The sequence below is a fragment of the Corynebacterium sp. MSK006 genome (assembly GCF_030232385.1).
GTDB lineage: Bacteria > Actinomycetota > Actinomycetes > Mycobacteriales > Mycobacteriaceae > Corynebacterium > Corynebacterium frankenforstense_A.
The window spans coordinates 1-20,244 of the sequence record NZ_JASPJZ010000013.1; the positions used below are offsets into that span (position 1 = coordinate 1).

The 20,244-nt window shown below is 71.1% G+C and carries 13 protein-coding genes, 1 tRNA gene and 1 pseudogene; 10 read left to right on the forward strand and 5 right to left on the reverse strand.

What is annotated here, in order from left to right; all coding sequences use genetic code 11:
* Positions 1–1,492, reverse strand: a 1,492-nt coding sequence (gene thrE, locus QQA02_RS08140) for a threonine/serine exporter ThrE (protein WP_284864069.1), incomplete at its 3' end; no start/stop codon positions are given.
* 182 nt (positions 1,493–1,674) lie between these two features.
* Here thrE and QQA02_RS08145 point away from each other — a divergent pair.
* Positions 1,675–1,747, forward strand: a tRNA-Thr gene (locus tag QQA02_RS08145).
* 13 nt (positions 1,748–1,760) lie between these two features.
* Here the strand turns inward: QQA02_RS08145 and QQA02_RS08150 are convergent.
* Positions 1,761–3,275, reverse strand: a complete 1,515-nt coding sequence (locus tag QQA02_RS08150) for a cryptochrome/photolyase family protein (protein WP_284864070.1) — start codon at positions 3,273–3,275, stop codon at positions 1,761–1,763.
* Between the two features lie 484 nt (positions 3,276–3,759).
* On the opposite strand from QQA02_RS08150, the gene QQA02_RS08155 reads away from it, so the two are divergent.
* The 5 genes from QQA02_RS08155 (at position 3,760) to QQA02_RS08175 (ending at position 12,139) form a co-directional block, all read left to right on the forward strand.
* Positions 3,760–5,184, forward strand: coding sequence for a C1 family peptidase (locus QQA02_RS08155; protein WP_284774571.1), 1,425 nt, complete (start codon positions 3,760–3,762; stop codon positions 5,182–5,184).
* Between the two features lie 519 nt (positions 5,185–5,703).
* Complete coding sequence (locus QQA02_RS08160) at positions 5,704–7,452, forward strand: pyruvate dehydrogenase (protein WP_284774573.1); 1,749 nt, start codon at positions 5,704–5,706, stop codon at positions 7,450–7,452.
* A gap of 261 nt (positions 7,453–7,713) precedes the next feature.
* The gene (locus QQA02_RS08165; protein WP_284774574.1) at positions 7,714–8,649 is read left to right on the forward strand and encodes a MerR family transcriptional regulator; all 936 of its coding nucleotides are present in this window, start codon (positions 7,714–7,716) and stop codon (positions 8,647–8,649) included.
* An 877-nt stretch (positions 8,650–9,526) separates the two neighbouring features.
* A complete protein-coding gene (locus QQA02_RS08170) occupies positions 9,527–10,240 on the forward strand; it encodes a response regulator transcription factor (protein WP_284774576.1) in 714 nt (237 codons plus the stop codon).
* Between the two features lie 90 nt (positions 10,241–10,330).
* Positions 10,331–12,139, forward strand: a complete 1,809-nt coding sequence (locus QQA02_RS08175) for a sensor histidine kinase (protein ID WP_284774578.1) — start codon at positions 10,331–10,333, stop codon at positions 12,137–12,139.
* Positions 12,140–12,214: 75 nt separating this feature from the next.
* Here QQA02_RS08175 and QQA02_RS08180 read toward each other — a convergent pair whose 3' ends face one another.
* Together QQA02_RS08180 and QQA02_RS08185 are read right to left on the reverse strand one after the other, a co-directional pair.
* A complete protein-coding gene (locus QQA02_RS08180; RefSeq protein ID WP_284864073.1) occupies positions 12,215–12,946 on the reverse strand; it encodes a hypothetical protein in 732 nt (243 codons plus the stop codon).
* 35 nt (positions 12,947–12,981) lie between these two features.
* A complete protein-coding gene (locus QQA02_RS08185; protein ID WP_075664518.1) occupies positions 12,982–13,407 on the reverse strand; it encodes an HIT family protein in 426 nt (141 codons plus the stop codon).
* A gap of 34 nt (positions 13,408–13,441) precedes the next feature.
* On the opposite strand from QQA02_RS08185, the gene purD reads away from it, so the two are divergent.
* On the forward strand, positions 13,442–14,737 hold the full coding sequence (gene purD, locus QQA02_RS08190; RefSeq protein WP_284774582.1) for a phosphoribosylamine--glycine ligase: 1,296 nt from the start codon (positions 13,442–13,444) through the stop codon (positions 14,735–14,737).
* 442 nt (positions 14,738–15,179) lie between these two features.
* Here the strand turns inward: purD and QQA02_RS08195 are convergent, their stop codons facing one another.
* Complete coding sequence (locus QQA02_RS08195) at positions 15,180–16,361, reverse strand: hypothetical protein (RefSeq protein ID WP_284864076.1); 1,182 nt, start codon at positions 16,359–16,361, stop codon at positions 15,180–15,182.
* Positions 16,362–16,801: 440 nt separating this feature from the next.
* Here QQA02_RS08195 and purB point away from each other — a divergent pair, with 440 nt between their 5' ends.
* From purB to QQA02_RS11725, 3 genes and pseudogenes are all read left to right on the forward strand, one after another.
* On the forward strand, positions 16,802–18,241 hold the full coding sequence (gene purB / locus QQA02_RS08200) for an adenylosuccinate lyase (RefSeq protein ID WP_284776271.1): 1,440 nt from the start codon (positions 16,802–16,804) through the stop codon (positions 18,239–18,241).
* Between the two features lie 141 nt (positions 18,242–18,382).
* A complete protein-coding gene (locus tag QQA02_RS08205; RefSeq protein ID WP_284776269.1) occupies positions 18,383–19,279 on the forward strand; it encodes a phosphoribosylaminoimidazolesuccinocarboxamide synthase in 897 nt (298 codons plus the stop codon).
* A 317-nt stretch (positions 19,280–19,596) separates the two neighbouring features.
* Positions 19,597–20,136: pseudogene (locus tag QQA02_RS11725) on the forward strand (aminodeoxychorismate/anthranilate synthase component II); the annotation flags it as partial.
* Positions 20,137–20,244: the final 108 nt, after the last annotated feature.

Consider the following 20,244-nt stretch of genomic DNA (forward strand, 5'->3'; position numbering starts at 1 on the left):
GCTGGCGGGGGCGCACGGCGCGGGCTTCGGCGGCGATGCGGGCGTCGCGGCGGGCGGCGGCGCGCTTGGCCTGGGCGAAGGTGACGCGGCCGGCGCGGCGCAGGGCGCGGTAGGGGCGGAAGACGTGCGGGCGGCGGATGCGGCGGGCGATCCACTCGCCGAGGACCAGACCGGCGGCCAGGCCGCAGGCGATGGCCAGGGCGCGCACGATGTTGGTGAAGCCGAGCAGCATCTGGTCCGACATCGCCGCGTACATGCCGCGGTAGACCGCCAGGCCCGGCAGCAGCGGGGTGATGCCGGCGATCGCGGAGATCAGCGGGGGCACGCGGAAGCGGCGGGCCAGCAGGCCGCCGGTCAGGCCGATGGCGACGGCGGCCAGGGAGGAGGCGGTCACGTCGCCGATGCCGAGGAACATGACCATGCCGTGGTACATCGCGGCACCGAACGCGCCGACCAGGCCCGAGAGCGCCACGGCGGACCACTCGGCGTAGGAGCCGATGGCGAAGCCCATGACGGTCAGCGCCGCGGCGATCACGCGGACGGGGAAGGTCTGCGGGTTGCGGGTGGCCGCGGACTCCAGCGGCGGCAGGTCCACGCCGACCAGGTCCGCCAGCTGCAGGCCGATGCCGACGCCGGCGATGATCGCGCCGGTGAACAGCAGGGTCTCGAAGAAGTGCGCGCCGGCGGTCACGGGTGCGCCGGTGATGGCGTCCTGGATCGACTGGACGAGTGTCAGGCCGGCCAGCAGGACGATGATCCCCGAGGCCACGATCTGGCTCGGTCTCATCTCCGCGGCGTGGTTCTCCACCAGCGCCCAGACGACGGCGGCCGGGATGGTGGCGATGACGCCGCCGGCGACGCACTGGAAGAAGTAGGGCAGCCCGTACCAGTTGAGCAGCTTGCCCACGCCCATGATCAGCATCGAGGTGATGAAGGCGATCAGGCCGACGAGCCAGGAGCCGCCGAGCATGATCGCGACCGCACCGCCGAGCAGTCCCCAGCCGAAGACGGCGGTCAGCGGGCCGTAGACGCCGCGCTTGGGTTCGAGCTCGTCGAGGGCCTTCTCGGCGGCCTCGGGCGGGGTGGTGCCGTCCTGGATCGAGCGGATGAGCCGGTCGACGGCGGAGAGCTTGGAGAAGTCGGTGGTCAGCGCGTGCACGACGCGGAAGACGGTGACGGGCTGCTTCTGTACGGTGCCGATCTGCGCGAAGATCGTGATGTTGTTCATCGTGATGTCGCTGTGGCACCAGTACAGGCCGTAGGCCGAGGTCACCGCGCGCATCTGCACCTTGGTGTCCGCGTTGGACGTCCCGGAGCTGAGCAGGATGTCGCCGATGCGTGCGGCGATGTCCATCACGGCGGCGACCTGCGCGCGGTCGGTCAGGTCGATCGGGGCGAACGGGGAGGGCGGCGCGGTGTGCGCGACGTCGACGGTCGCGAGGGACACGGGCCGCTTGCTCCAGCTGCGCAGGCGCGCGAAGAGACTGGACACGGCGGTGAGCGGGCCTTTCTACCAACGTCTACCAACGGGGCGCGCCGCGTGGTCGAACGCGGCGGCGACGTGCCGCCCGCAGGCGACGCCCCGTACTCTAGCGCCGGGGGACGTGGTGCGCGAAGAAGTCCACAAGGTAGGCTTTCTGCGTCGCCCGTCCGCTTCATCGCGGCGGGTGGTCCGCTGGAGTGGCGCAATTGGTAGCGCAACGGTCTTGTAAACCGTAGGTTGCGGGTTCAAGTCCCGTCTCCAGCTCTGTTTTGGCCGGTCACCGGTCCTTGATGCGCTCGTAGGCCGCCAGCGCGCGGCGTCGCGAGGCCTTCAGGTCCAGCATCGGCTCCGGGTAGGCGTCGGTGCCCAGCTCCGGCACCCACCGCGCCACGTATTCCCCGTCCGGGTCGAAGCGTTCGGCCTGCGTGACGGGGTTGAAGATCCGGAAGTACGGCGCGGCGTCGTCCCCGCACCCGGCGACCCACTGCCAGTTGAACGGGTTGGCCGCGTGGTCGGCGTCGACGAGCCGCTCCCAGAACCACTCCTCGCCGTGGCGCCAGTGGATCCCGAGGTTCTTGGTCAGCAGACTGCCGACGACCATCCGCACCCGGTTGTGCATCCGCCCCGTCTCGGCCAGCTCGCGCATCCCGGCGTCCACCAGCGGGATCCCGGTGCGCCCGGTCTGCCATCTCTCCAGGTCCTCGCGGTGCTCGGCCGGCCCGTCGGCGGGGAAGTACTCCCAGCCGAAGTCGTCGAAGCGGGAGCGCATGTTCGCCCACGCGATGTCCGGGTGGTGGTGCAGCCGGTGCCACGCGAAGTCGCGCCACAGCAGCTGCCGCAGAAACGCGTGCGCGTCGCCGGCGGCCTTGGGCTCCCGGTCGGCGAGCTCCGCGGCCGTCACCCACACCTCCCGTGGGCTGACCTCCCCGAACCGCAGGTGCGCCGAGAGCCCGCTCGTCGCGTCCACGGCCGGGAAGTCGTGGCCCTCCTCGTAGCCGGGCCCCTCGACGAGCTTGCGCAGGAACTCGTCCAGTCGCGCCCGCGCGGCCTGCTCACCTGGCGCGTTGTGGCGTTCCAGGGAGACGTCGCGTGGCCGCGCCACGTCCCCTCGATTGCCGACGTCGCGCCGCGCGGCGTCGGCAATGTCCGTTCCGGGTCCCTGCAGCGCGGGCTCGGGCAGCGGCGCGCCGAGCGCGCCGGGGGTGTCGATCAGTTCGCCGGCGCGGTGGGAGAACGGGGTGAAGACGCGGTAGGCGCCGCCCTGCCTGGTGGTCACGTCGGCCGGTTCGGTCAGCAGGTGGCCGGGGTGCTCGGTGACCGTGAGGCCCGCGGCGCGCAGGGCGTCGGCGACTGTGGCGTCGTGCTCGGCCAGCGGGGTGTGGTGGCGGTGCTGCCAGGTCGTGGCGCCGGCACCAGTGACCCGGGCCAGCCGGGGGAGGAGCGTGGCGGCGTCGCCGCGGGCCCGGATGAGCGGCACGCGGTGGGCGGCGAGGCGCCGCTCCAGCTTGCCGAGGCTCTGGTCCAGCCACCACACCGCGGCCTCGCCGGGCTCGCGCACGCCGGTCGCGGACTCGGGTTCGTCGACGTGGACGACGATGACCGCGCCGCGGGCGGCGGCCCAGGTCAGAGCGGGGTTGTCGGCGAGGCGGAGGTCGTCGTGGAGCCAGACGAGGGTCAGCGGTTCGGCGTCGGTGCGCCCGGCCTGGCCTGGCTGTCGGGCGTGGTCTGCCTGGCCTGGCTGCCGGGCTTGGTCTTCCTGGCTGGCCTGTCCGGCCTGCGGATCTTGGTCCACGAGGTGCTCCTGTTCTTCCGGTCTCCCGGTCTGCCGTCCATCGGTTCGTCGGTCTTCGGGGTCGCCGGTTCCCGGGTTTCCATCCGTCCGCGGGCCCGGCGGGCCAGTCTATGTGCCCTTCCCGGCCCCGCCGCGGCCGCGCGACCCCACCGTGACCGCGTGTGCCCCATGGTGACCGCGTGTGCCCCATGGTGTCCGTGTGTGCCCCACGGTGTCCGCGTTTACCGACCCCGGCCCGGTAATCCCGAAATCGGCCCCGCATCGCCGCAGGTCAGTGGATCGGCCGAAATCGCTTACCGACCCTGGGTCGGTAAAACCGCACCCGCCGGGCCGTGTCCGGGCCGGAAAATCCCGCCCGACCGGCCGCGGACCGGTAGCGGACCGGCCGCACCCGGGCCAGACCACCACCGGCCCGGTGTAGAACGGGAGGGAGACACTGAAAATCTCCAGGAACGCTCCCGAAACCCCGAAAGGACCCAGAAAAGTGAGCACCACCGGCCAGAACACCCCCGCGGACGGCGCCGTCGCCGTCGACCAGGTACGTACCTGGAACGAGTCCGTCGGCTCGGAGCCGGCGGTGCGCGTGGCCACCAACGCGGCGACGGTCACGGACGTCGACAAGCTCACCCTCAACCGCGGCGCCGTCACCGCGCTGGACACCTCGGTCTCGCACAAGGTCGACGACTGGGCCGTCGCCGACCAGAAGCGCTCCGGGCGCTGCTGGATCTTCGCCGGCCTGAACTCCCTGCGTGCGGCCGTGATGAGCAAGGAGAACATCAAGGACTTCCAGTTCTCCCAGGGTTTCGTGCACTTCTACGACAAGCTCGAGAAGGCCAACCACTTCCTCGTCGCCATGGACCAGCTCGCCGACCGCGAGCTCGACGACCGCACCGTCCAGCGCCTGCTCTCCCAGCCCGTCGAGGACGGCGGGCAGTGGAACATGTTCGTCGCGGTCATCGAGAAGTATGGCGTCGTGCCGAAGTACGCCATGCCGGAGACCTGGTCCTCCGAGCACACCGCCAGCCTCAACCGCGACCTGCACACCGTGCTGCGCCGCGGTGCGCTGCGCGTGCGTGCCGCCGCCGGTGCGCCCGAGTCCGGCGCCTCGCGTGACGACGCCGCGGTGGTCGCCGCGCGCGAGGAGACGTTGCGCGCCGTGCACCGCGTGCTCACCGTGCACTTGGGCGTGCCGCCGGAGTCCTTCGTGTGGCAGTACCGCGACAAGGACGGCGGCTTCCACCGCGACGGCGAGTTCACCCCGCAGGAGTTCGGCAGGACCTACCTGCCGGAGGACCTGGGCGACTACGTCTGCGTGGTCAACGACCCGCGCAACGAGTACAACCACGCCTACACCGTCGACCGGCTGGGCAACGTCGTCGGCGCGCCGAAGGTGACTTACCTGAACGCGGAGATCGACGTGCTCAAGCGCGCCGCGATCGCCTCCGTGGTCGACGGCCACCCGGTGTGGTTCGGCTGCCAGACCACCGCCTTCACCGACCGGGAGAAGGGCTACTGGGCCAGCGACCTCTACGACCGCGCCGGCTTCTACGGCCTGGACGCCGGGCAGATGGAGATGGACAAGGCCGACCGCCTGCGCACCGGCGAGTCGCTCATGGAGCACGCGATGGTCTTCACCGGCGTCGACCTGCCCGACGAGAACGTCTCAAGCTCCGCCGACCTGCCGGCCACCGCCGAGGAGATCGCGCCGCGTCGCTGGCGCGTGGAGAACTCCTGGGGCGACGAGAAAGCCGACAAGGGCTTCTGGACCATGGCCGACAACTGGTTCGCCCCCTACGTCTTCGAGATCGCCGTGCCCCCGCGCTACCTGCCCGAGGAGCTGCTCGCCGCCCGCGACGAGGAGCCCACGGTGCTGCCCGCCTGGGACCCGATGGGCGCCCTGGCGAAGTAGAGCCGGTCGGCCCGTCCCGTAGCCCGGGGGCGGGCGGACCCCTCCGGCCTCCTGCTCCGTAGCCGGGGGCGGGGCACCGCTCCCGGCCGACGCACCCGCCGGCCGCTCGTCCGCGGAACCTTCCCGTTCCGCGGTCTTTGTCGTGTGTCGGGCGCGCCCGCGCGCGCCCGCGCGCCAGGCACGGTGGCGGTGGGACCGGGGGCACTAGCCATGCCACAGCGCGCGCGCCCGCGCGGCGACGAGCACGACCAGGTCACCGAGTGGCGAGGCCATGCCACAGCGCGCGCGCCCGCGCGCCGGGCACGGTGCGGGACGTCGGCAAGCGGCGGTGGGGCGCGACGTCGGCAAGCGGAACCTGGCTCCGGTTGAGCCGGAGCACACGTTCAACCGGCGGAACGTGAGATCTCACACATCATTGGTGTCCTCTTTGTTGTCCCTTGGACGTAGGCTGTCTCCATAGGCGATAGCCTGTGCAACTTAAAAAGAAGACAGCGATAGTCAAGAGGAGCATTCACCACAGTGGCACTCACGTACGCTGAAGCACTGGTCAAGACCCTGGAGAAGCTGGGGGTGCGCCGTATCTACGGCGTCGTCGGCGACTCCCTCAACCCGATCGTCGACGCCGTGCGCGACTCCGACATCGAGTGGATCCACGTGCGCAACGAGGAGGCCGGCGCCTTCGCCGCCGGCGCCGAGTCCGTCGTCACCGGTGAGCTCGCCGTGTGCGCCGCCTCCTGCGGCCCCGGCAACACCCACCTCATCCAGGGCCTTTACGACGCCAACCGCAACGGCGCCAAGGTCCTGGCCATCGCCAGCCACATCCCGTCGCGCCAGATCGGCTCGGAGTTCTTCCAGGAGACCCACCCCGAGCAGATCTTCCAGGAGTGCTCCGGCTACTGCGAGATGGTCAACTCCGGCGAGCAGGGTGCCGTGATCACCCACCACGCCATCCAGTCCACCCTCTCCGGCAAGGGCGTGTCCGTGCTGGTCGTGCCCGGTGACGTGGCCACCCAGGAGGTCGAGGACTCCCGCTTCCTGGACTCCACGTTCTCCACCGCCCGCCCGATCGCCTACCCGGACCCGGCCGAGGCCGCGGACCTGGTCGCCGCGATCAACAAGGCCAAGTCGGTCACGCTCTTCGTCGGCGCCGGCATCGCCAACGCCCGCGAGCAGGTCCTCGAGCTCGCCGAGAAGATCAAGGCCCCGATCGGCCACGCTTTCGGCGGCAAGCACTTCATCCAGTACGACAACCCCTTCGACGTCGGCATGTCCGGCCTGCTCGGCTACGGCGCCTGCTACGACGCCTGCCAGGAGGCCGACCTGCTGATCCTCATCGGCACCGACTTCCCGTACAACGACTTCCTGCCCTCGAAGAACGTCGCGCAGATCGACGTCGACGGCGCCAAGATCGGCCACCGCACCACCGTGCGCCACCCCGTCGTCGGTGACGCCGGCGCCGTGATCGAGAACATCCTGCCCTCGATCGAGGAGAAGAAGGACCGCTCCTTCCTCGACCGCCAGCTCAATAAGCACGCCAAGCTGCTCGAGAGCGTCGTCGACGCCTACTCCAAGAACGTGGACAAGCACGTGCCGATCCACCCGGAGTACGCCGCCGACATCCTCGACGAGCTCGCCGCCGACGACGCGATCTTCACCGTCGACACCGGCATGTGCAACGTGTGGGCCGCGCGCTACCTGACCCCGAACGGCAAGCGCATCGACATGGGCTCCTACCGCCACGGCACCATGGCCAACGCCCTGCCGCAGGCCATCGGCGCCCAGGCGCAGGACCGCAACCGCCAGGTCATCAGCATGTCCGGCGACGGCGGCCTGGGCATGCTCATGGGCGAGCTGCTCACCGTCAAGCTGCACGACCTGCCGGTGAAGATCTTCACCTTCAACAACTCCTCGCTCGGCATGGTCAAGCTGGAGATGCTGGTCCAGGGCATGCCGGAGTACGAGACCGACCACGAGCACGTCAACTACGCCAAGATCGCGGAGGCCGCCGGCATCAAGGCCATCCGCATCGAGGACCCGAAGAAGCTGCGCGAGGGCATCCAGGAGGCGCTCGACTACCGAGGCCCGGTCCTGGTGGACATCGTCACCGACCCGAACGCGCTGTCCATCCCGCCGAGCATCACCTGGGAGATGCTGATGGGCTTCTCCAAGGCCGCGACCCGCACCGTCATGGGCGGCGGCGTCGGCTCCATGATCAACATGGCGCGTTCCAACCTGCGCAACATCCCGAAGTCGACCGCGCAGTTCTAGGAGCTGGGGTTCCCGGGTTCCAGGGCTCCGGGTTTCCCGGGCTCTGGGTTTCCGGGCCGTGGTCGGTGCCTCCGAGAGGGCTCCGGCCCGGCTGTTCCTGGTCGCAGGGCCGGCTGATCTTCGTCGTAGGGTCGGACGGCCCGGTCGCAGGGCCGGATAGTCCGGCCGGTTTCCCGGTCAGGTTCCCGAAAGGGTTCCTGACCGGGGTTTTCGTCTGCCCGGGTTGACCTTGACGCGGCGTTAACCAGCAGACTGATCGGCATGAGCGAAACGGACATGACCCCGCGCGACGGTGGAGACCGGACGATCGGTGAGACCGCCGGACTGCTCGGCGTGAGCACCCGCACGCTGCGGCACTGGGACGAGATCGGGCTGTTGCAGCCCGCGTGGCGAACCAGTGCCGATTACCGCCTCTACACCGAGACGGACATCGAGCGTGCGCTGACGATCCTGGCCTACCGGAGCGCGGGGTTGTCCCTCGGGGAGATCGCCGACCTGCTGGACGAGCAGGCGCGGGACTCCCGGGTCGCTCAGCTACGCAGGCAGCGCGGCGTGCTCCTCGAGCGTGCGGCGCACCTGACCAGGATGATCGCGGCGGTCGACCGGCTGCTGGAGGAGGAGAATGACATGAAGGACGACGAGCGCATGACGATCGAGGAGAAGGTCGAGCTGTTCGGCAAGGACTGGCCGCAGTGGCAGGACGAGGCGCGGCAACGCTGGGGCGACACCCCGGAGTGGGCGGAGTCTGAACGCCGTCAGCAGAAGATGAGCCGCTCGGACGGGGAGGACGCGAAGGCGGAGATGGACTCCTTCCGGGACGCGCTGGTCGACGCCTGCGACCGTGGCGTCGAGCCGGGCAGCGCCGAGGCCGATGACCTGGTGCTGCGCCACCGCGCCTCCATCGACCGCTACTACCCGGCGAGCCCCGAGAAGCAGGTGATCCTGGCCCGGATGTACCTCAGCGACGACCGCTTCGCGCCCGCGTACGGCGACGCTGCCACGGATCCCGCCGGTTCTGATGTGGCGGTGGGTTCCGATGCGGCGGTGGGTTCTGATGAGGCTGCGCGCTCCGGCGACTCGCCCGCTGATGAGGCTGTGTCCCGGGGCGGGGCCCGCTACCGCGAATACCTGCGCGACATCGTGGAGGCCCGCGCCGTCGCCGAGGAGGTCGACCTCGATCGGGTTCAGTGGCGCTGAGCTTGTGAGGTCGGGGTGCCGGAGACCCTGTTCGGGGTGCCGGGGCCTTGCAGGGGGGGTGCCGGGGCCTTGCAGGGGGTCCCGGGGCCTTGCAGGGGGTACCGGGGCCTTGCAGGGGGTCCCGGAGACCTTGCGCGGGGTCCCGGAGACCTTGCTCGGGGCCCCGGGGCCTTGCACGGGAGGGGCGCCGGGCCTGAGATACCGGGTAGTCGTGATGCCGGGGGACGTGATACCGGGAAAATGTGTCATGGGGGAATTCAACGACCGACGTTTTCCCAGGTCACGGTGAAGGCTCCGTCCTGCGATAACACAAAAAGTCGGTCGGCACGCCGGAACCCCGGCCGGGATGACACAAAAACCCGGCCGGGACGACACAAAAACCCGGCCGGCGCTCCAGATCCGCGGCCGGCACGCCCCGAGCCCCACACCCCGGATCCCACACCCCGGATCCTCGTGCTCTGAGCTCCTGCGCGCCAGCTCCGCCCATGTTCCCGGTAACGTGCTCCGGGGGCTGTGAAATTCGCCCTAATTGCGCCTCCCTGTACGCCGATCCCACACCCCCTTAAATCGCCATGACCTGCATGAACGCCATTCGCTACGTACAGAAAACATTCAGGAACCGTTCAGGCACGACCGATGACGCACGTGTCTAATGGATGTCAGTGAATCGGCGGAAGGTATCGCGCCGCCGGCACGGGCCCACCGGGCACACGGATCGGTCGGCCGACCACCCGGCACCGGATGGCCAACCGGAACCGGATGGCCTCCCGACACCGGGCAGACAACCCGAGACCGACCGGCCACGAAACACCGGCAACCGGGCCCAGACGTCGGCAACCAGCCCCGCCGGACCGAGCAGAGAGATTGAGCAGGATCCATGGACAACATCAATGACACCAACCAGATCAAGGTCCTCGTCGTCGACGACGAGCCCAACATCGTCGAGCTGCTGACCGTCGGCCTGAAGTTCCAGGGCTTCGACGTCCGCTCCGCGGGCAACGGTAACGAGGCCCTCGAGGTCGCCAAGGACTTCCACCCGGACGCCTTCATCCTTGACGTGATGATGCCGGACATGGACGGCTTCGAGCTCCTGCCGAAGCTCCGCGAGGCCGGCATGGAGGGCCCGGTGCTCTTCCTGACCGCCAAGGACGCCGTCGAGAGCCGCATCCACGGCCTGACCATCGGCGCTGACGATTACGTCACCAAGCCGTTCTCCCTGGAGGAGGTCATCACCCGCCTGCGCGTGATCCTCCGCCGCGGCGCGGCCCAGGACGGCGGCCGCGACGACGCGACCGTCACCTACGCGGACCTCACCCTCAACGACGACACCCACGAGGTCACCAAGGCCGGCGAGATCGTCGAGCTCTCGCCGACCGAGTTCAACCTGCTGCGCTACCTGATGCTCAACGCGGAGGTCGTGCTCAGCAAGTCAAAGATCCTCGACAACGTCTGGCACTACGACTTCGGCGGCGACGGCAACGTCGTCGAGTCCTACATCTCCTACCTGCGCCGCAAGGTCGACACGGGCGATCAGCCGTTGATCCACACCGTGCGCGGCGTCGGCTACGTGCTGCGCCGCCCGCGCTCCTGACCCACACCCCGCCCGGCGCCGCCGGGACGGGGGGCCAGCGCCCGCGCACCACGCGGGTGAATCGAGAGTAGGGACGGAGCGAGCCCACGTATGCACGGTGACGACCGCGCCAAGCGCCAGATTTCCGACGCCCGCGCAGACGCCGCGAGCGCCGCATCTGCGGCGTCCAGCGCCGACGCGGGTTCCGGCGTGCCCGAAAGCGCCGGCACAGCCGGCGCCTGGGCCGCCCCGGCCGCCCCGACAGGCGGGCCCGGCTCCACGGACGGCCCGCAGACCGGCTCCACGGACGCGGCGCACGGCCCGCAGGCCGGCGCCCCGGGTTCCGCCGGCGGGCAGGGCTCCGCGGGCGCGACCGCCTGGTCGGCCACGGCCGGCGCTGGCACCACTGACGCCACCGACGCCACCGGCGCCCCAGGCGCCGGGGAACCGGACACCGCACGGAGGGGCAACCGGTGGGGCCGACGGGGCGTCGGCAAGCAACGGAAGAGGGCGCGGTACGGGCGGCGGCGCACGTGGCGCGGGCCGATCGCCGCGCTGAGCACGAGCGTCTCGCTGCGTTTCCTGATCCTGACGCTGATCATCCTGATCTCGGGGGCGGGGCTGTTCGGCTCGTCGATCGCGGTCTCGCAGATCATGCGCGACGCCGTCTACGGGCGCGTCGACGAGGAGCTGCACGACTCGCTCGGCGGCTGGGCCAACAACGCCGAGATCTTCCACGCCGGCGGCGCCGGGGCGCGCCCGCCCAGCGAGTACGTGGTGATCAAGATCTTCCAGGACGGCTCGATGGTCACCTACAACGAGGCCGGCGGCGGGCCCGACCTGGGGCAGGTGCGCCTCGGCGTGGGCATCCAGACCGTCGGCAGCGACCCCGACACCGGCGACCAGGTGCGCTGGCGCACCATCACCGACAGTCAGCAGGGCGTGACGACGGTCGTGGCGAAGTCGCTGGCCTCCGAGGACTCGATCATGGCCAACCTGAACAACATCCAGGGCCTGATCAGCCTCGTCGCGCTCGCCATGATGGGCGGGCTGGGCTACGTGATGACCACGCGCGCCCTGCGCCCGCTCAGTGAGGTCAAGGAGACCGCCAACGCCATCGCCGCCGGCGACCACGACCGGCGCCTGCCGAAGTGGAACACCGACACCGAGGTCGGCCAGCTGGCCCGATCGCTGAACACGATGCTGGAGCGCCTGCAGGCCTCGATCCGCGAGTCGCAGGCCAAGGAGGAGCAGATGCGCCGCTTCGTCGGCGACGCCTCCCACGAGCTGCGCACCCCGCTGACCAGCGTGCGCGGCTACGCCGAGCTCTACCGCAGCGGCGCGGTCGGCGACGTGGACATGGTGCTCGGCAAGATCGACGAGGAGTCCAAGCGCATGAGCCTGCTCGTCGAGGACCTGCTCGCGCTCACGCGCGCCGAGGGTCAGAAGCTCGAGATGAAGCCCGTCGACATGCTCGAGTTGTGCCTGTCGGTCGCCGGCTCCGCGCGGGCGGCGTTCCCCGAGCGGCGCATCGGCGTGGACAACCGTGTCGACGAGGTGCCCATGGTCGAGGGCGACAAGGACCGCCTGCACCAGTGCCTGCTCAACCTGGTGACCAACGGGCTGCGCCACGGCGGCGACGCCGCCGAGGTCACCCTGCGGCTGCGCGAGGACGGGCCCGATCACCTGCTGGTGCAGGTCGCCGACGACGGCCGCGGCATGTCGGCCGAGGACGCCGCGCACATCTTCGAGCGCTTCTACCGTGCGGACACCTCGCGCTCGCGGGCCTCGGGCGGCTCGGGGCTGGGTCTGGCGATCACCAAGTCGCTGGTGGAGAAGCACGGCGGCTCCATCTCGGTGGAGTCCGAGCAGGGCGTGGGCTCCGTGTTCACGATCCGGCTGGCGCGGCTGCCGGAGTAGGGCTCGCCCGGGCCTTGGCCTGCGGCGGGGGCGCGCCTGTGTGGCGCTGCGGGCCCGGGGCGGCAGCGCAGTAAGTCACTGCAGCGCGGCGAGGACCTCGTCGACCAGCTGCGGGAGGTTCTCGTGGCGCACCCCGTGCACGCGCACGAGGCGGAAGGCGAGCGCCGAGCCCGCGGCGGCTGCCGGGCCAGGCTCCGCGCCGGGAGCCGCGCAAGGCCCCTCCGGCACCCCGGCCAACCCCCGCAGGTCCGAGGAGGCCTCGGGAACCACGCGATCGGCGTCCGAGACGACCGAGACGACGCTCAAACCCCCGTCAAAGACCGCGCCCAGCGGCCCCTTAAGCCCGGGCACCTCGCCCGGCCGGTCCGTCATGACCTCGGCCGCTCCCGCCGAGAAGAACCGCACGATCCCGCGGGCCGGCACCCGGCGCAGCCACGGGTCGGCCAGGTGCGCGGGCAGCCCCCTGAAACACGCCCCCAGCCCCACCAGCCGGCGCACCGGCACCCCGGCGCCCGCCAGCAGCAGCCCGTGCAGCCCGCCCAGCGAGTGGCCCACCACGTCGATGGACCCGTCGGGCGATCCCGCGGCCAACCGCCGCGCCACCGGAAGAAGTTCGTTCTGCGCCGCGCCCAGCGGCGCAGTGCCGCGCCCGCCGTACGGGGGCGCGCAGACGGTGCGCTGCGCGACGTCGGCAAGCGAGGAAAGCAACGGGCCGAAGTTCCCCGGCGAGCCGACCGAACCGTGCAGCACCAGAAGCGGGCGCACGCCGGTGGCCCGCGAGACGGCCGGCCCGGGCAGGTCGGGCACGCTCCCGCGGGTGGGCACCAGCCTCAGCAGGGGATTCAGCGCGGGCGACCCTCAGAGTCGGTGTCGAGGGCGGCGCGCAGCTTCTCGGCGGCCTCGTCCATCTTGGCCGGGTCCGTCTTATCCGCGGGGATGGCGGCCGAGAGGTCGTAGCCGGACATGTCGTCGGCCGGGAAGACGTGGATGTGGGCGTGGGGCACCTCGAAACCGGCGATCAGGTAGCCCGCGCGCGCCGAGCCGAACGCCTCGATGACGGCGCGGCCGACGGTCTGGGCGACGTCGTTGAGGTGGGCCCACAGCTCAGGGGCGATGTCCGTCCATTTGTCGACCTGCTCGACCGGCACCACCAGCACGTGCCCGTAGGCGACCGGCTCAATGCTCAGGAACGCGACCGCGCGGTCGTCCCGGTAGACGAAGCGGCCCGGCAGGTCGCCCTCGATGATCTTCGTGAACACGCTACTCATGGCCCTCAGCCTACGGGGCCGTACACTCAGTGTCATGAAAATCCTCGTCATCGGCGCCGGCGCGCGCGAACACGCACTGCTCAAGGGCCTTTCCGCGGACCCCGTCCGCCCCGAACTCCACGTCGCCCCCGGCAACGCCGGCATGGCCGGGCTCGCCACGATTCACGACGTCCCGGTGACCGACGCAGGCGGTCTCGTCACCCTGGCACGTTCGGTCGCCGCGGACCTGGTGGTCATCGGCCCGGAGGCGCCGCTCGTGGCGGGTGTGGCCGATGAGCTGCGTGCCGAGGGCTTCGCGGTCTTCGGGCCCTCGGCGAAGGCGGCGCGGCTCGAGGGGTCGAAGGCCTTCGCCAAGGACGTCATGGCGGCCGCGGGCGTGCGCACCGCGCGGGCCCGGCAGCTGGCCCCGGGCGCGGAGGCGGAGGTCGATTCCGCGCTCGACGAGTTCGGGCCGACCTGGGTGGTCAAGGACGACGGGCTCGCCGGCGGCAAGGGTGTGGTGGTCACCCCCGATCGTGCGGTCGCCCGCGCGCACGCCGAGGAGGTGCTCGCCGCCGGCAACCCCGTGCTCTTCGAGTCCTTCCTGACCGGCCCCGAGGTCTCCCTGTTCTGCCTGGTCGACGGCGAGACCGTGGTGCCGCTGCTGCCCGCGCAGGACCACAAGCGCGCCTACGACGACGACAAGGGACCCAACACCGGCGGCATGGGCGCGTACTGCCCGCTGCCGTGGCTGCCGTCCGACGGTGTGGAGCGCATCGTCGACGAGGTCTGCCGACCCGTCGCCGCCGAGATGGTGCGCCGCGGCGAGCCGTACTCCGGCCTGCTCTACGCGGGTCTGGTGTGGGGTCCGGAGGGCCCGGCCGTGGTGGAGTTCAACGCCCGCTTCGGTGACCCGGAGACCCAGGCGGTGCTCTCGCTGCTCAAGACCCCGCTGGCGGGGCTGCTGGATGCCGTGGCGCGCGGGACGCTCGCCGAGCACCCGGCCCTGGAGTGGGAGGACGGCGCGGCGGTCACGGTCGTGCTCGCGGCCGAGGGGTACCCGGCCGGCCCGCGCAAGGGGGATGCGATCAGCGGGCTTCCCGAGGACACCGAGGACGCGTACGTGCTGCACGCCGGGACGGCTGCTGCTGGTTCTGGTTCTGGGGTCGGTTCTGCGGCGCCGGAGTTCGTCTCCGCCGGCGGTCGGGTGCTGTCGGTCGTGGGCAAGGGCGCGGACCTCGCCGAGGCCCGCGAGCGTGCCTACGCCCTGCTCGAGGGCATCGAGCTGAAGGGCTCGTTCTACCGCCACGACATCGGCGCGGCCGCCCTGGAGGGGCGCATCTCGCTCTGATCCTGGTCTGACCTGGGACGGACGGGTGCTCCCTGTCCTCTCTGTCCGGTGGGCCCGGGCCAGTTTCCTCTGGTCCGGGCCTTTCTGTCCTCCCGATCGGGCCGCGGGCCCTGTCCTGCCTCCCCGACCGACCCGTGTGCTCCGTCCTGCTCCTGAGGGACGGGTCCGTGGGCATTTTGCGTAGGTTTGTCGGGTCGCCTCCGCGTTTCCGCAGGTCAGATTTCAGGCCGGCGGACAAACCCACCCAAAATGCCCACGGGGATGCCGTCGGACACCGACCCTGGTGCCGGTGGTGCGCGTGTGGCGTGCCCGCGGGATCGGGGCGCGCCTGGGGTGCGCGTGTGGCGCGGTCACCCGATCAGGGCCGGGCCGGAAGTTCCGGCAACTGGGCTCTGCTGGTGTAGGCCCGGGCCAACCTGTCCGGAAGGTCGGGTCTGCCGAGTCAGGGGCCGGGGAACCAGGGGTCCCGCGATCCGTGGCGGCGGCCGCGACCGAGGTCCGGCACGGACCCGTCGACCGTCGGCTGATAACCCGGGGACTCCTCGGGGAAGGAATCCATGTAGTCCCGCCTGCGGTCGTAGGGGAGCTTCGGGACGTCGGCGTAGAAGCGGCCGTCGTCACCCGGGCGCACCCGCGTGAAGTGCCGGTCCCGCCCGTAGCGGTACCGCAGCCCCGCCGTCCACTCCTCCCTGCTGGGCGGCAGCGACCACCGGGACGGGTCCAGCGCCAACCCGCGCCCGGCCAACCGCCGGTGCAGATCCACGATCTCGGTGAAGGTCTGTCCCCGCCGGAAGGCCGCGGCGTCCACGTGGCGCAGCGTCAGTCCCGCGTTCGTCAGGAGTCGGGCGCGTTCCAGCTCATGGGACGCCCGTCGCGCACCCGCCGCCCCCGCGGTCTTCGCCGCGCCCTCGTACTCGACGATCAACCCGGAGTGCGGAAACAGGAAGTCGGCGCGCCCGAGCGACACCCCGCATTCGTCGTACATCTCAGCCTGCTGCACAGGGCGAAGTCCCAGCTCACGAAGCTGGACACGCAACCTCGCTCCTGCGGGGACTCGCTCCACGGGCCCGCGAGGGCGGCCACGCGTCGCGCGTGCGATGCCGCGCGTGAGCAGGCGCCGGCCGAGGGCCGTGCGGATGGACTCCGGGCCCGCGAGTCCGAGGTGCAGTGCGTGTTCCAGCGGGACCAGGCCGTGCAGGAAGCCGTCGAGGCGCGCGGCGTCGAGTGCGCACTGCGTCGGGTCGAGGACCGGGACCCGGTGCTCGCCGATCTCGGGGTGACCGGCCTGTCCGCCGATGTCGCCGGCGGAGGCCGGTGCGGCGAGGAGCCGTATGTCCGGGCGTTGGCGGGCGTGGGCGTTTTGGGGGAGGAGGACGTCGACGGTGATGTCGCGGTCGGAAATGTGCAGGTGGAGGCCGTTGATCAGTGAGCCCGTCTGCCCCGTGATGACGCTGCCGGGAAGCGAGATCTGTGCCGCGGCGGCGTGGAACATCGCGCGTGCGGTTCGTTTGAGCTCGCGCCACTCGCTCTTGGCCACGAAGACGCCGGGCGCGAGGCGGATCATGCGGCCCGCGCGGTGGTCGGCGTAGATGCGGTTGCGGACGCGCTTCCCCAGGGCGCGCATGACGAGAAGTTCTCCCCCGAGATCCATAAGTGCGCTGAATCACTCGGGGTGGGGTGGCGCAACCGGAGAGGTGGGGTGGGGAGGGGGTTGGGTGGGTTTTTGGGGTTTGGGTGGTGGGTGCGGGATCCAGGGCCCGGTGTGCGTGGGGCGTGGGCTTCTGGCCTGGTGCTCGTGGGCATTTTGGGTAGGTTTGTCGGGCTGGTTCGGCGTTTTCGCAGGTCAGATTTTGAGGCCTCGGACAAAACGCAACAAAATGCCCAGAAAAACCCAAAGGGGAGGCCGCGAGCACCGGTCGTGGTGCAGGTGGGGCACATGGGGCGCGCTTGTCGTGTCGGCGGAGGGAACCAGCTCCCACGCGGAGGGCGCACGGGATCCACACCCCACCACCCACTCCACCGCACGGGGTGCGCCACGGGGGTGGGGCGCGGGCGTCGGCAATAATGGGGGACATGGCTGAGAAGAAGCAGATCGCGAATGTCCTGGCGTCCCGCTACGCCTCCCCCGAGCTGACGGAGCTGTGGAGCCCGGAGCACAAGATCGTCCTGGAGCGACGCCTGTGGATCGCGGTGCTGCGCGCGCAGCGCGACCTCGGCGTCGAGGTGCCCGGGGAGGCCATCGCCGCCTACGAGGCGCAGGTCGACAACGTCGACCTCGAGTCCATCGCCGCGCGCGAGCGGGTCACCCGCCACGATGTGAAGGCCCGCATCGAGGAGTTCAACGCGCTCGCCGGCTACGAGCACATCCACAAGGGCATGACCAGCCGCGACCTGACCGAGAACGTCGAGCAGCTGCAGATCCACCGCTCCCTGACCCTGGTGCGTGACAAGGCCGTCTCCGTGCTCGCGCGCATCGCCGAGCGCGCCGCCACCTACCGCGACCTGGTCATGGCCGGCCGCTCCCACAACGTCGCCGCCCAGGCCACCACGCTGGGCAAGCGCTTCGCCTCCGCGGCCGACGAGATGCTCGTCGCCGTCGCCCGCCTCGACGACCTGATCTCCCGCTACCCCCTGCGCGGCATCAAGGGCCCCATGGGTACCGCCCAGGACATGCTCGACCTGCTCGACGGCGACGAGACCAAGCTCGCCGAGCTCGAGCACCGCATCGCCGGCCACCTCGGCCTGGACCGCACCTTCGACTCCGTCGGCCAGGTCTACCCCCGCTCCCTGGACTACGACGCCCTGTCCGCGCTGACCCAGCTCGGCGCCGGCCCCAGCTCCCTGGCCACCACGATCCGCCTGATGGCCGGCAACGAGACGGTCACCGAGGGCTTCAAGGAGGGGCAGGTCGGCTCCTCGGCGATGCCGCACAAGATGAACGCGCGGTCCTGCGAGCGCGTCTGCGGCTTCCAGGTCATCCTGCGCGGCTACCAGTCGATGGCCGCCGACCTGGCCGGCCAGCAGTGGAACGAGGGCGACGTCTTCTGCTCCGTGGTCCGCCGCGTCGCGCTGCCGGACGCCTTCTTCGCCGCCGACGGCATGCTCGAGACCTTCCTGACCGTGCTCGGCGAGTTCGGCGCCTTCCCCGCGATGATCGACCGCGAGCTCGAGCGCTACCTGCCGTTCCTGGCCACCACCCGCATCCTGATGGCCGCCGTGCGCGCCGGGGTCGGACGTGAGACCGCCCACGAGGTCATCAAGGAGAACGCCGTCGCCGTCGCCCTGAACATGCGCGAGAACGGCGCCGGCCAGGACCTCGTCGAGCGGCTGGCCGCCGACGACCGCCTGCCGCTGGACAAGGCCCAGCTCGACGCCGCGCTGGCCGACCGCCACGCCTTCATCGGCGCCGCCCAGTCGCAGGTCGACCGCGTGATCGCCCGCGTCGACGAGCTCGCCCAGGCCCACCCGGAGGCCGCCGCCTACCGGGGCCAGGAGATCCTGTAAAACGACGCTTGCCGACGCCGCGCCCACGGCACCGTGGGCGCGGTGCGGCGTGGGACGGGACGTCGGAAAGTGGGGGAGTGGGTGGTGGCGGGGGTCGCCGCCGATTACCGCGCGCCCGGGGCGGGTAATACACTTCGGTCCATGCGTCCTGACCTCTCCGAGTACACGCACCTGACCGCCGGCAAGGTCCGCGAGATCTACGAGGTGGACGAGGATCACCTGCTGATGCTCGCCACCGACCGGATCTCCGCCTACGACCACATCCTGGACACCGAGATCCCGGACAAGGGTCGGATCCTGACGGCCATGAGCTTCTTCTTCTTCGATCAGATCGACTTCCCGAACCACCTGGCGGGCCCGGCCGACGACGAGCGCATCCCCGAGTCCGCGCTGGGCCGGGCGATGGTCTGCCGCAAGCTGGAGATGCTGCCCTTCGAGTGCGTCGCGCGCGGCTACCTGACCGGTTCCGGCCTGCGCGAGTACAAGGCGACCGGCAGCGTCTGCGGCGTCGAGCTGCCCGCGGGCCTCGGCGAGGCGGACAAGCTGCCCGAGCCGATCTTCACCCCGGCCACCAAGGCCGAGCTGGGCGACCACGACGAGAACGTCTCGTTCGACGTGATGGTGGACAAGCTCGGCCGCGAGCGCGCCGAGGAGCTCCGCGACACCACGCTGAAGATCTACCGGCAGGCCGCGGCCGTCACCGAGGAGCGCGGCGTGATCCTGGCCGACACCAAGTTCGAGTACGGCCTGGACCCCGAGGGCAACCTGGTGCTCGCCGACGAGGTGCTCACCCCGGACTCCTCGCGCTACTGGCCCGCCGAGGGCTACCAGCCGGGCAAGGTGCAGCCGAGCTTCGACAAGCAGTTCGTGCGCGACTGGCTGACCGGCCCGGAGTCGGGCTGGAACCGCGACTCCGACGAGAAGCCGCCGGCACTGCCGGGCTCCGTGGTCGAGGCCACGCGCGACCGCTACGTCGAGGCCTACGAGCTGGTCTCCGGCAAGTCCTTCACCAGCTGGTTCGGCACGGACTCCGAGTAAGGGGTCCGCTCGGGGGTCGGGGGATCGGGGGCACCCCACCGCCCGCCGCCGGTTTTACCGGGTGCGGGGCGGTAATCCTGAAAGGAGGCCTGCATCGTCGCAGGTCAGGGATGGGCGCTTTTCGGGTACCGACCGGGGGTCGGTAAAACCGTGCCCCGCTGCGCCGTCAACCCCGCCCGGCTGCGCCGCCGACACCGCCCGCCGACCCCACGCGCCCCACCAACCCCACCCGATCGCCGACCACACCCGACCCACCACGCGGCGACCCGCCCCGCCCGCTCTATGCTTTCCGCATGACCAGCCCGGCCGGCGCCGCCATGCGGCTGTTGCTCGTGGACAACCGCGACTCGTTCACCCACATCCTCGCCGAACAGCTGCGCCGCTGCGGCGCGACCGTCACGGTGCGCGACCACCAGGCCGCCCTGACCCGCGCGGAGGTCGAGACATTCGACGCCGCGGTGCTCTCGCCCGGCCCGGGCCGCCCGCAGCGCGCCGCCGACGTCGGCACCTGCCCGACGGTTCTCGCGGCGGACATCCCCGTCCTCGGCGTCTGCCTCGGCCACCAGCTCATGGCCCACACCCTGGGCGCGCGCGTCGACGAGCTCGCCCCGGTCCACGGCCGCACCGCCGAGGTCACCCACGGCGCGACCGGGCTCTTCACCGGCCTGCCCAGCCCGCTGCGCTGCGTGCGCTACCACTCGCTGGCCGTGCTCGAGCCGGTCCCCGACTCCCTCGTGGTCACCGCGCGCGCCGAGGACGGCACCGCGATGGCCTGCGATTTCCCCGGTCGGCCCTGGTGGGGAGTGCAGTTCCACCCCGAGTCCCTCGACGCCGCCGGCGGCCTGCGGCTGCTCGGCAACTTTCTGCGCCTGGCCGCCGCGTGGAACGCCGCGCACCGCCCGCGCGTGCGCACCCGCCGCCTGCCCTTCCGCCCGGACCCCGCGGCCGCGTTCGAGGCGTTGTTC